This is a genomic window from Bacillus sp. TH30 (assembly GCF_016650875.1).
In the GTDB taxonomy this organism is placed as follows: Bacteria; Bacillota; Bacilli; order Bacillales; family Bacillaceae_G; genus Bacillus_A; species Bacillus_A mycoides.
The window spans coordinates 3,134,176-3,147,097 of the sequence record NZ_JAEKEY010000002.1 but is presented as its reverse complement, the minus strand read 5'-3'; the positions used below and the strand labels follow the sequence as shown (position 1 = coordinate 3,147,097).

The 12,922-nt window shown below is 33.9% G+C and carries 10 protein-coding genes and 1 pseudogene; 6 read left to right on the top strand and 5 right to left on the bottom strand.

What is annotated here, in order from left to right:
- Positions 1 to 19: 19 nt before the first annotated feature.
- From JFU20_RS18280 to JFU20_RS18260, 5 genes are all read right to left on the bottom strand, one after another.
- The gene (locus JFU20_RS18280; protein ID WP_201038805.1) at positions 20 to 1,594 is read right to left on the bottom strand and encodes a putative ABC transporter permease subunit; all 1,575 of its coding nucleotides are present in this window, start codon (positions 1,592 to 1,594) and stop codon (positions 20 to 22) included.
- Positions 1,584 to 2,300, bottom strand: coding sequence for an ABC transporter ATP-binding protein (locus JFU20_RS18275; RefSeq protein ID WP_002089208.1), 717 nt, complete (start codon positions 2,298 to 2,300; stop codon positions 1,584 to 1,586). The genes JFU20_RS18280 and JFU20_RS18275 overlap by 11 nt, the downstream gene beginning before the upstream one ends.
- 159 nt (positions 2,301 to 2,459) lie before the next feature.
- Entirely contained in the window at positions 2,460 to 3,098 is a 639-nt protein-coding gene (locus JFU20_RS18270) for an SdpI family protein (RefSeq protein ID WP_201038804.1), read from the bottom strand.
- Positions 3,099 to 3,122: 24 nt separating this feature from the next.
- Entirely contained in the window at positions 3,123 to 3,758 is a 636-nt protein-coding gene (locus JFU20_RS18265; RefSeq protein WP_002143549.1) for an SdpI family protein, read from the bottom strand.
- Positions 3,755 to 4,027: an autorepressor SdpR family transcription factor gene (locus tag JFU20_RS18260; protein WP_001070538.1), complete on the bottom strand. Its 273-nt coding sequence runs from the start codon at positions 4,025 to 4,027 to the stop codon at positions 3,755 to 3,757. Before JFU20_RS18260 ends, JFU20_RS18265 begins: the two co-directional genes overlap by 4 nt.
- A 208-nt stretch (positions 4,028 to 4,235) precedes the next feature.
- Between JFU20_RS18260 and JFU20_RS18255 the strand changes: the two genes are divergently transcribed.
- The 6 genes and pseudogenes from JFU20_RS18255 (at position 4,236) to JFU20_RS18230 (ending at position 12,800) form a co-directional block, all read left to right on the top strand.
- On the top strand, positions 4,236 to 4,931 hold the full coding sequence (locus JFU20_RS18255) for a response regulator transcription factor (protein ID WP_000276731.1): 696 nt from the start codon (positions 4,236 to 4,238) through the stop codon (positions 4,929 to 4,931).
- Positions 4,932 to 4,933: 2 nt separating this feature from the next.
- Positions 4,934 to 5,956: a sensor histidine kinase gene (locus JFU20_RS18250; RefSeq protein ID WP_002015836.1), complete on the top strand. Its 1,023-nt coding sequence runs from the start codon at positions 4,934 to 4,936 to the stop codon at positions 5,954 to 5,956.
- A gap of 94 nt (positions 5,957 to 6,050) precedes the next feature.
- The gene (locus tag JFU20_RS18245) at positions 6,051 to 8,021 is read left to right on the top strand and encodes an FtsX-like permease family protein (RefSeq protein WP_002015835.1); all 1,971 of its coding nucleotides are present in this window, start codon (positions 6,051 to 6,053) and stop codon (positions 8,019 to 8,021) included.
- A 79-nt stretch (positions 8,022 to 8,100) separates the two neighbouring features.
- The gene (locus JFU20_RS18240) at positions 8,101 to 10,059 is read left to right on the top strand and encodes an FtsX-like permease family protein (RefSeq protein ID WP_033715971.1); all 1,959 of its coding nucleotides are present in this window, start codon (positions 8,101 to 8,103) and stop codon (positions 10,057 to 10,059) included.
- Positions 10,060 to 10,078: 19 nt separating this feature from the next.
- Complete coding sequence (locus JFU20_RS18235) at positions 10,079 to 10,831, top strand: ABC transporter ATP-binding protein (protein WP_002164884.1); 753 nt, start codon at positions 10,079 to 10,081, stop codon at positions 10,829 to 10,831.
- Positions 10,828 to 12,800: pseudogene (locus JFU20_RS18230) on the top strand (FtsX-like permease family protein). The gene JFU20_RS18235 and the pseudogene JFU20_RS18230 overlap by 4 nt, the downstream one beginning before the upstream one ends.
- The last annotated feature ends 122 nt before the right edge of the window (positions 12,801 to 12,922 follow it).

Below are 12,922 nucleotides of genomic sequence, written 5' to 3'. Positions count from 1 at the left end.
TACGAATGTGACATTAACTTTATTTTATACTTCTTCTCGACTCGTTCTTATACAAGAAAATAGTAACAATCGTAAGTATTATAACAACTCCAAAAGTAAACACTCTGTAGTTCGAGATCGTAGCAGTACCGATTAACAAGGCAGGTATAACAGCCATCATTAAGCCACCGAACATACCGACAAACGATCCTATACTTTGTTTTACTACTTGAGTTTCTGATACCCAATCATAATAACCAAATCGATTATTAATAAAAATCCCCCATACTGCCGAAAATAATGAATATGTTATCGGTGTTATTACGATTAAAAGAGAACTCCAAACATCTAGTTTTAACCCTATTATCAGTAATACAGCACTAATAAGTGATGCAGGTATACTTAATGAAAGATTCATAAGAATTTTACTGTCATAAATCATCTTTGGCGCTATAGGCAACGACTTAATAATCCATACATTTTTTCCTTCTAAAGACAATGACACACATGTTGTACACGTCATCGAAATCGCTGCTGAAATAGCAAATGGAGCAACCTTTTGCAACAGGGTCTCAATTCCAGGGTACGCTATTAATTGACTTGGTCCTACTACAACTATAGCTAGCGAGAAAGCTATCGCCATCACGACTCCCATTCCACTATTTATGACATACACTGTAGAAGAGAAGAAACGTTTCAGCTCTTTTTTATACAATGCGACCAATACACTTTCTTTTCTCATGCCATGAATCTCATAATTTGAAAGCATATGATAAGTGGTAATCTCTGTATTTATTTGCTTATATTTTAACGAAAGTATTTTTACAAAAAGATAATACCAAATAACTGATATCCCAACGAATAGGATGAAAGCTACAATATCAGCATGAACAATTGCTTTTTGAAACATGTTAGCTAGTGGATACACTTTAGTTAATTGCTCCGAAACAATTGCACCAATCCCGTTCATATCATTAAGGCTATATTGAGCATTTCCGTTTTTTAGCATAAAGAAACCGAATGTAATAATTACTATGAAACTTAAAATCGTAGTTATTTTATTCGTATTTTTAAATTTAGAAGCGATTGCCGTAATCGCAGCTCCAAAGACCGCTGCGATTGTTGTTGGAATTAAAGATGCTATAAACATACTGATGAACCACATAAAGTAAAAAGAAACTGATGGCTTCTCATGTATGCCATAAACAACTCCCATTGGTAGCATGATTATGATTGAAAAGAGTGTATTCAGCAAATATAGATACAAAAATCTACTTGTAATAACAGTACTTACACGAATCGGTAATGACATTAAAAGGTCGTAGTCCTTAAAAGCAAAAATCTCTCCGTTTGCCTTAAATATAGTGAAAAACAACGTCAATACACTGCTAATAACTAATGCATAAACTGGGATAATTTCACTTATTCCCAAGCTCACCAACCCATATGCTGAGGTACCACAATATAGCATTAACATGACACCAACTAAGGCAATAGACACTGACAACAAAATCTTATTCTGCTTCTTCTTTTTATCTTTTTCGTATTTAAAAGTATTTAAACCAAGCTGTGTTATCAAGCGGATTTTTAAAAGATCTAGACTACTAATATTCATTAGCAAGCTCCTTCATAAAGAGCTCTTCCAATGAACCTTCCTTTATTAAAGAATTCACTTCCCCTGAAAGTGCTAATTTCCCTCTATTAATCATCGCTATTTTATTACATAACTTCTCCGCCACATCTAAAACATGCGTAGAAAAGAAAATCGCACTTCCCTTTTCACAAAGCTCCTTCATAATACCTTTCAACACTACAGCAGCCTTTGGATCAAGACCGACGAAAGGTTCATCTAAAACTAATAATTTCGGTTTATGCAAAACCGCTGATATAATCGCCACTTTTTGTTTCATACCATGTGAATAAGAAGATATTAAATCACCTAGGTACGGTGTAATCTCAAAAGCATCTCCATACTTTTGTATCTCCTTTTCCCGATCTTTTGCAGACACTTTAAACACATCCGCAACAAAGTTTAAATATTGAATTCCTGTTAATTGCTCATATAAATCTGGATTATCGGGAATATACGCCATTACTCTCTTACATGCAATCGGATCCTTTTTTACTGAATATCCATCAACAAAAATTTCACCCTCTTCAAAATCTATAACTCCAACTAACGACTTAATTGTTGTACTTTTCCCCGCACCGTTATGCCCAATAAATCCAAAGATATCTCCTGCTTGAACAGTAATATTTAACTGATCTACTGCTTTTTTGCCACCTTTGTATGTCTTGCTAAAGTTTATAATTTCTAACATGTGATTTCCCCCAAACTATCTTTTTAACTGAATTTTCAGACCCTTAAACAAAAAATTTACTCAGTGAGCTTTTCGTTACCCCCACTGAGTATTACAATTTCTTAACACATAAAAACTATAAATATAAAATTTGACTAGTACAGTTCAATCCCTTATTGCTCACAATTGCATTTCTTTTTTATAAATAGCATATGACTTTATCGTTGATATGAAGATGCATATTAATATTATTCCAATCCCCATAAAAATATTGAATGGATCTGGAAGTACCGCCCCAGCATATATACAAAGTGCACCTATTACAAATACCTTCGAAGCAAATCTGTGTGTTTTTCTCCAAACTACAGGATTTGCTAATGTCCAGTCCATCCGGATTCCTACTAAGCCATTTGGCTTCGTTTGTTGCATATAATTGCCGAGTACTAAAAACAATGTTCCAAGTCCGAAATTAAATGCAATGGAGCCCGATGCAATATAATTAGACACTGCTAATAGCGCAAATATATTACAGCCGAACCCTATCAAAAGAATTGCATAATGGATTGCAGAAAGGACTTTAGCATGCTGTTTATACTTATCTTTCGTTACATCAATATACCCCATAGCTAGCCATATCAAATACAGCAACACCATACTACCTATTGAAACTGAACTCGCTTCTACTTTAGAAAAATATCCATCTACCATTCCTGCAGCATTATAATGACGTGGAATTTGTTTCGGTACATAAGGCCATACAATGTACCAGCCAATTGCAATTGCAATAATTAAACTCCATGGTAATACGTGTCTTTTCATCCTCTCTCCCCCATAAATTTTATATTAAGCCCCTATCTCTTTCTTATAAGCAACATAGGAATATCCCATCGTTAGTCCTACTGCACCAATAATAATTCCAGCCATTACGAAAGATTTCCATGCTACCGGCGCGAAAACACTTAAAATCATAATGATTCCTAATGCAACAAACACCTTTCCACTAAAACGGTGTGTTTTTCTCCATACTTCTTCGTTACTTAACGTCCACGGTGTTTTTATGCCTACAAAGTAATTTGGTTTACATTGTGGTAAATAGTTTCCGATAACTATGAATAGAATACCAACTAATAATTCAGGCATGCGATTAATGAATAAATTATATCCTAATCCACTTGTAATAATATCTATATTTCCTACAAATAGTAGCAGGAGTATCCCGTTATTCATCATCATAAATGCTTTAGAAAATTTCTCGTAATTTGCTTTCCTTGGATCAATCTTTGGTATCACATTTAGAAATACATATAATGCAATCATAATTCCAACCATAGAAATCATTCCATATAATTTAGAAGAATAACCATCTACCTTACCACCACTCCAATGTGTCGCGATTGTATCCGGCAAATGTGGCCAAGCAAACGCCCAAGCTATACAAGTTATAAGAATTAATATAATTGCAAAAAGATGCTTTTTCATTTCCCCTCTTCCCCCTTATTTGTAAATGTAAACACCCAAGTCAATAAATCTTGAAAGACAGTTGTGTTCAAAGAGTACACAACGAATTGCCCTCTTTTTTCATCTTGAATAAGTTCAGCATTTTTAAGTGCATTTAAGTGGTGTGAAATACTTGGCTTTGTCATGTTGAACTGTTCAGCAATTTCCCCAGCTGTTAAATCGCCTTCTTTTAATAAATCTAAAATTTTTCGCCTTGTTGGGTCTGCTAATGCTTTAAATGCTTGATTCAATGTCTTTCTTCCTTTCGATAATTAGACATTTAGATATTTATCTAAATGTTAAAATATTTTCAGTTAATTGTCAATTGTATCCCTAGCCCTTTTTACTTTTTCCACTTTTGACCTATATTGTTTACTAGCTAATATTTCAACATAATGAAAAGACGAGAAACACATGATACACTATAGCTACAATTGTTTTTTTAGGAGGAATATACATATGTATAAAATTTTAATCGTTGAAGACGATCCAAATATTTCATCATTACTACAATCTCACATTCAAAAATATGGCTATGATGCTGTTGTTACGGAGAACTTCGATGATATTATGGAATCGTTTAACGCTGTGAAACCACATCTTGTTTTACTTGATGTAAACTTACCGAAATTCGATGGATTCTACTGGTGTCGTCAAATTCGTCATGAATCTACTTGTCCAATTATTTTCATTTCGGCACGCGCAGGTGAAATGGAGCAAATTATGGCGATTGAAAGCGGTGCGGATGATTACATTACAAAACCGTTCCACTACGACGTTGTAATGGCAAAAATTAAAGGGCAATTACGCCGTATTTACGGTGATTATGCACCAAATATTTCTGAGCGTATCGTTGAAGTTGAAGGACTAAAACTATTCCCTGAGCGTCCAGAAATTCATTTCGGCGCTGAGCAAGTTCTTTTAACGAAGAAAGAAGCAATTTTAGCAGAAATGTTGTTATCTAAATTTCCTCGTACAGCGAGTCGTGAAGATTTACTAGCCGCTCTTTGGGACGACGAAAGCTTCGTTGAGGAAAATACATTAAACGTAAACATCACGCGTCTTCGTAAAAAGTTCAATGAGCTTGGTATTGAAAATGCTATTGAAACAGTACGTGGACTTGGGTATCGTTTTAACGCAACTTGGAGTGAATAAGCATGAAACTATTTTTACGTGATCATTTTGCATTTTTCCTACTATATGTATTAAACTTCGGAATCATTTTCGTTCTTTATGATGCAGTAGACGGATTTCAAAATAATAAGTTTTACTTCATCGTTTTAAGTTTATACTTATTCATCTGTTTCCTCGCTTATCGTTACGTTCGTAACCGTAGAATGTATCACAGATTAAGTGAACCACCAGAGAAACTGGAAGATGCGTTTATTGAAAGAGCGACTGCTCCTATGCCACACGGTGTAAACGAGCTCGTTCGTACGCAATATCGTCTATTCCAAAAAGACCTACAAACATTCGAAGTAAAACAGCAAGAACACCAATTATTTATTAACCATTGGGTGCATCAAATGAAAACGCCTGTTTCTGTTATGCAGCTTATGGTGCTTGAAATGGAAGATGAACATTTAATCCCGAAATTCAAAAAAGAATTAGAACGATTAAATCAAGGACTCGATATGGCTTTATATATGGCAAGGCTAAATAACTTCCATGAAGACTTCCATGTTGAGACGATTTCATTAAAAGATGCTGTGACAAAAAATATTAACGGATTGAAAGAACTATTCATTCGAAACGGAGTCTTCCCCGTTTTAGAAGTTCATTCAGATTTAAAAGTTGCTTCTGATGCGAAATGGCTAAAGTTCATTATTTATCAGTTAATGACAAATGCAGTTCGCTACTCTGGTGAGCGCGGAAAGAAAGTTTTCTTATCAGCTTATCGCAATGGTAAAGATATTATTTTGGAAGTTCGTGACGAAGGCGTTGGTATTCCGCAAGAAGATATTCGAAGAGTATTTGAACCTTTTTACACTGGAAAAAACGGTCGTGCATTCGGAGAATCTACTGGTATGGGACTTTATATTGTAAGTAAAATTTGTGATTATTTAGGTCACTCTGTGAAACTAGACTCTGAAGTTGGTAAAGGAACGACGATTAAAATCATCTTCCACAACGCTGCAAATAATCAAGCAGAAAATACGGAGAAGGTGACCGAAGCATGATCGTAACATATGCTAGCAAAATGTATGAGATCTCACTCTCATACATTTTTTGCAATAAAACTACATATCGGCCTTCTATCGGGAGGTACTTATTATGACATTTTGGCAATTCGCATTCAAAAATGTAACGCGCAACTCAAGAGCTTATTTTGCTTACTTTATAAGCAGTTCCTTTTCCATTGCTGTTTTCTTTTCATTCGCTGTTTATTTGTTTCATCCAAAATTACAAAATTCCACTATGATCTCTGAAATTTCAGGATTAATGATTTTTTCAGAAGTTGTTATTGTTTTGTTCTCGTTCTTTTTTTTACTCTATTCAATCGGATCGTTTTTAAAGGTTCGTAAAAAGCAATTTGGGATTTTAACTGTTTTAGGTATATCAAAAAAGCAATTACATCGACTCGTTTTCACTGAAAATATGCTAATTGGTATTTTATCTATCTTTTTCGGTATGCAGTTTGGATTTGTATTTTCACAATTTTTCTTATTAGTGACAGCGAAAATTACACACCTACCAGGGATATATTTATATATACCTACGAATGCTTTCATTTTAACAACGATTGTGTTTCTTGGTCTCTTTATCGCTGTATCTGCATTCACACCAATGCTTATTCGAACAAAAAAAGCAGTGCACCTTTTAAAAACAAACAATGTAAAACAAAAAGAAAGAAAACCATCCATATCCATTTCTCTATTTGGTGCTATCTGTTTATTAGGTGGTTATATTTTAGCTGTAAACCCTAAATATTTTTTCTCAATAAACCCGCAAGTAGGCGTTATATATATGGTTTCAAGTATTTTTGTGATTCCAGCACTTGTTACAATTGGGACATATTTTTTCTTTTCTCAAATTAGTTTCTTACTTATTTATATTTTAAAGAAAAGAAGAAATTTTTATATGAAACGTATTAATATGCTTTGGATTTCGGATTTAGCAAGTCGTATTCGCACGAATATCAATATGCTTTTTATTGTAGCGATGCTATCTACAATAGCCTTCACAATGATTACATTTCTATATGGATTTGGAAAGTTTACAAAGCTAGATGTTACGAGAAGTTCACCTTTTCCATTTTCTTATTTTTCATATGACGCAAATCCTTTTGCTAACAAGCATTTAACTTGGCTTGAACAGCAGTTACAAAAAGAAAATTTCTCTTATAAAAAGATAGAAGCTGATTTATATGAAACACCACTGAAAGAAGATGAAGGTATAACGGCTTACAATGACGTCTATGCAATGAAACAAAGTGACTATAATAAACTTGCAGCTTCCCTACGAATGAAACAACTATTCATGAGCGATAACGAAGCATATGTCTTAAGCGATAGCGCTTATTTCACCTTATTTAGCCAATTTGAGCCAAGCTTCAATAGAAAATCCATTACACTTTCTAGCACAAATACGATATTACAAGTAAAGGGCTATGAACAAGCAGGGGCCATTCCATCTAACTTTTCATATCAAACTTTAATTTTACCTGATGTTGTTGTAAACAACTTACCAAGTACAACAAAGCATATATCAGCGTACAATTATAACGTACAAAATTGGGAAAAGACGTATAAAATTGCTAATGATTTTATGAAAAAAATACAAAAAGATCGACAGGAATTCCAATACGAAGGCCCCCTTATCCGCCCCTATGAATCAGCAGACTCATTATATAGAATCACATCAGGAAGTGCTGCATACTTCCTAATCGGGACATTCTTAGGTGTCATTTTCTTTATTGGAGCAGGTAGCGTTCTTTACTTCAGAATGTATACAGATTTAACAAACGAACAAGAAAAATATGTAGCAATTTCAAAAATTGGTGTAACAAATGCAGAGATGAAACGATCTGCAACCATTCAACTTAGCATTTTATTTTTCGTTCCATATGTTATGGCATCCATTCATACAATGTTCGCAACAAAAATGCTTCAAGATGTAATTGATTTATCACTATTCAAAGAAATTTCAGCCGTTCTTATTATTTTTGGCATAGTTGAAATCGTCTTTTTCTTATTCATTCGTTCCTTTTACATGCAAAAGTTATCAGAGTATACGAATGGTTAAGTTTTATGAATATATTAGTACAGGAAAAGGGTATCTCTTATATCCTTTTCTTCTTCACTCTATTAGGAGGTTTAGGTGAATGACATTTTGGCAGTTTGCCTTTAAAAACGTAACAAGGAACGCCAGAGCTTATTTCGCCTATTTTGTAAGCAGTGCGTTTTCCATTGCAATTTTCTTCTCGTTTGCAGTTTATTTATTTCATCCTAAATTGCATATGACAGGCGTGAATGCTGCTCTGAACATATTAATGACAATCTCAGAAGTTGTCATTGTATTCTTTTCATTTTTCTTTTTACTATATTCAATCGGTACTTTCTTAAAAGTACGAAAAAAACAGTTCGGGATTTTAACAGTACTTGGCATATCTCCAAAGCAGTTAAAGAGGCTTGTATTTCTAGAAAACATGTTAATTGGTGGCCTATCCATATTTTTCGGCATTCAATTTGGCCTTGTCTTTTCACAGTTCTTTTTATTAGTTACCGCCAAAATTACGCATGTGCCTGGTTTATATTTATATTGGTGGCCTACAGGTGCTATCATTTTAACTATAATTATCTTTCTTGGACTCTTCATTCTCGTATCATCTTTTACACCGATGCTAATCCGTACGAGAAAAGCTGTACGTCTTTTAAAAGAAGGAACAAAACAAAAAGAAAGAAAAGCATCCGTACTCATCTCTCTATTTGGTGCGATATGTTTAATATCTGGATATGTTTTAGCAGCAAACCCGCTATATTTTATTTCACTAGGAGATATCGCTGGGCTTTTGTACGCTGCCTCCTGTATATTTGTCATCCCATCACTTGCTGCAGCTGGGACATATTTTTTCTTCTCACAAATTAGCTTCTTACTCATTCGCATATTAAAGACGAGAAGAAAATTTTATATGAAACGTATTAATATGCTTTGGATTTCTGATTTAGCAACCCGTATTCGGACGAATATTAACATGCTCTTTATTGTGACGATGTTATCGACACTCGCTTTCACAATGATTACATTCTTATATGGGTTTGGGAAATTCACAAAGTTTGATGAAATAAGGCAAAACCCTTTCCCGTTTACTTATTTATCACATACTGAAAATACGTTAGCTGATGAACATTTAAATTGGTTAGAACAAAAATTTAACGAAGAGCAGTTTACTTATAAGAAATTTAAAACGGATATATATGAAGTATCTTCGGCGGAAGAAAGCCCGCAGCTCTATTATGCAATTAAACAAAGTGACTATAATATACTGGCTAAGGCGTTAAATTGGGAAACTCTCACAGTGAATAAAGACGAGTCTTATATATTAATTAAAGATTTAGATGCTCAAGTCATTGGAACGCTTCATAATAAGGAAAAGAAAAACACTCTTACACTTACTCAAAACTCTTTACCATTGCAGGTTAAAGACTATACAAGTTATAGCCCGTTCCCAATTGGTTTAGTACCTCAATTAATCGTACTATCTGATGAAAATGTAGAAGCATTATCATCTATTTCGAAACAAATGAGTGTATATAGCTTCAAAGTTATGGATTGGGAAAAAGCATATAATATTGGTTCAGCATTTATAACAAAAATCGCTAACGACAATGCGGCGATTCAAGCAGAACATCCACCGTTCCACGCAAGTGAAGCAAGTGACTCTTTATACAACAAGAAACTAAATGTTGCTTCCTTTTTCTTAATCGGAACTTTCCTTGGCGTTATTTTCTTTATTGGTGCTGGCAGTGTTCTTTACTTCCGAATGTATACAGATTTAACAAATGAGCAAGAAAAGTATATAACGATTACAAAAATTGGTTTAACAGAAACTGAGATGAAGCAATCTGCTACAATCCAACTTGCTATTTTATTCTTCGTCCCTTACATTATGGCATCCATCCATACGATGTTTGCGACAAAGATGTTGCAAGAAATATTAAATCTCTCATTTTTTGCTGAAATTACAGTCGTGCTTATGATTTTTGGAACGGTTGAAGTTCTCTTTTTCCTTTTAATTCGTTCCTTTTATATGCAAAAGTTATCACAACATATTAAGTTTTAAAAATAGAAAGGTGATTATTATGGAAGAGGTATTACACATAAAAAACGTCTCAAAAGTGTATGAAGGAAAAGTCCCTCATACTGCTTTAAAAAATATAAATTTACACGTAGATAAAGGTGAATTCGTTGCGATTATGGGACCATCCGGAAGTGGGAAATCCACATTTTTAAACGTTATTTCGACTATCGATTCACCTACTTCTGGAGAAGTCGTTATTAACGGAAAACAACCGCATACATTCCGTAGAGAAAAGTTAGCTATTTTCCGCCGCCAAGAGTTAGGTTTTGTTTTCCAGAACTTCAACTTATTAGATACACTAACAATTGGTGAAAATATCGTATTACCTTTAACGCTAGACAATGTTCCTTTAAAAGAAATGGACGAAAAACTCGATAACATTTCAAAAAAGCTTGGAATTGATCATATTTTGGACAAACGTATTTTTGAAGTTTCTGGAGGACAAGCACAGCGTACTGCAGTAGCACGTGCCGTTATTCATAACCCTTCTCTTTTACTAGCTGATGAACCGACAGGAAACTTGGACTCAAAAGCAGCTATCGATGTAATGGAACTATTTACGAAGTTAAATAAAGAAGAAGATGCAACAATTTTAATGGTTACGCACGATCCTTTTGCAGCTAGTTATTGTAACCGTGTTATTTTCATTAAAGATGGTGGGCTTTACAATGAACTACACCGCGGATTATATCGCGAGAAATTTTATCAAGAAATATTAGATGTCCTAGCATTACTAGGAGGAAGACGTGGATGACATTTTGGCAATTCGCATTTAAAAATGTCTCTCGTAATTCTAAAGCATATTTCGCCTACTTTGTAAGTAGCGCTTTTTCTATCATGGTTTTCTTTTCATTTGCTGTTTATACGTATCATCCGCGCCTACAAAATGTTCAGAGCTATCAAGAACGAGATACCCTGATGAACTTAGCTGGTTCAGCACAGTTTGTCATTGTCTTGTTCTCATTCTTCTTCCTGCTTTATTCACTTGGAACATTTTTAAATGTAAGGAAGCAACAATTCGGGGTATTAACCGTTCTTGGTATATCAAAAAAACAATTAAAGCGACTTTTATTTACTGAAAATATGATAATTGGAATACTGGCTATTTTTGTTGGTATACAAGGCGGGCTTGTGTTTTCTAACTTTTTCTTACTAGTTACTTCTAAATTAACAGGTGCGAAAGGCCTCTACTTATATTGGCCTACAAAGGCAATTATCGTTACAACATTAACTTTTATTATTTTATTTTTCATCGTTTCTACATTTACACCGATGTTCATTCGTACTCGTAAAACAATTCGACTAATTAAAGTTACTAAAAAAGAAACGGAAGAAAAAAGACCATCAATAATAATCTCGTTGTTTGCCTTAACTTGTTTAGGACTATGCTATTATATTGCTGGTTATCCGCAAGGCTATGTAACGGAAAAAAATGTACAAAATGGATCTGTATTCTTTATCATATTATCTATTTTGCCACTCGTAGTAATCGGGACATATTTTTTCTTTTCACAAACATTTCTTCTCTTCATCTTCATTTTAAAAAAAGAAGAAAGTTTTATATGAAACAAATAAATATGTTATGGATTTCAGATTTAGTTGCTCGTACTCGTAGTAATATTAATGTACTTTTTATCGTTTCTATGTTGTCTGCACTTGCATTTACAATTATTATTGGGCTGTTTGCTGCTAATAACAATACAAAGGCATCGGTATTAGAGCGATATCCTGTCCCCTTTACGTATACATCAGAAGGTGAAAATTCCCTAGAACAAAAGCACATTACTACAATTGAAACTGAGCTTACAAATGCTAATTTTCAATACAATAAGTATAAGTTTACAGTTTTAAAAGATACAGCTTTAAAAGAAGAGATTGCGCTTATGAAAATGAGTGATTATAACTCGATTGCTAAGCAATTACAGAGACCAGAAATAGCTCTTGATTCTACACAAGTTTATATTATTTCTCGTCATTCACCAGCGCTCTTAAATCTTGTATCAAATCCATTTGCAAAACAAGATACAATTGCAATCGGATCTAATAAAAAAGAATTTCATATTAAAGGATTTATTAATAAAGGGATAGAACCATCCTTTGCATTCCCCCATTTAATTGTTGTACAAGATTATGTTTTTGACAATATGATTCCTCATATTGAAACGACCGTAATCTATAACTACTTCGTAGAAAACTGGGAAAATGCAATGGTTCCAACAAAAAATATGTTACGTGCTATTGGTGATGATGCACGTGAGTTCTACGAAAAACATAAAGAAAAGAAAGCGCAAGTTCCTTTCTACATATATACGGCTACTGATGAACTAGTTCACGGTAAAGAAGATGCAATTGCTAATTTCTTTATTTGGGCATTTCTCGGCTTTATTTTCTTTATCGGAGCAGCTAGCGTTTTATACTTCCGTATGTATAACGACTTAACGACTGAAAAACAAAAGTACATTACGATTACAAAACTCGGCTTAACAGAATCGGAAATGTTTCGTTCTGCAACGATTCAGTTAGGAATTTTATTTTTCATTCCTTATATAGTTGCTGGTATTCATACAATATTTGCGATTAAGTTTTTACAAAGCATGTTTTCTTTCTCTTTATTAAAAGAATTAATCATTATACTTACGTTGTTCGGGATTATCGAGATCATTTTCTACTTCTTAATCCGTTCTCTGTACATTAGTAAATTATCACAGCATATTAGAACGTGAATAAAGTGAAACTTTAATCAGTGGGGGGTTTTGTCCCTCCCCACTGATTATTAGTTGAACCAATTGGGCTTTTACGGGCAGTTGGGTCTCTCACCTAACTTCTGTGCTTTACACCCAATTTT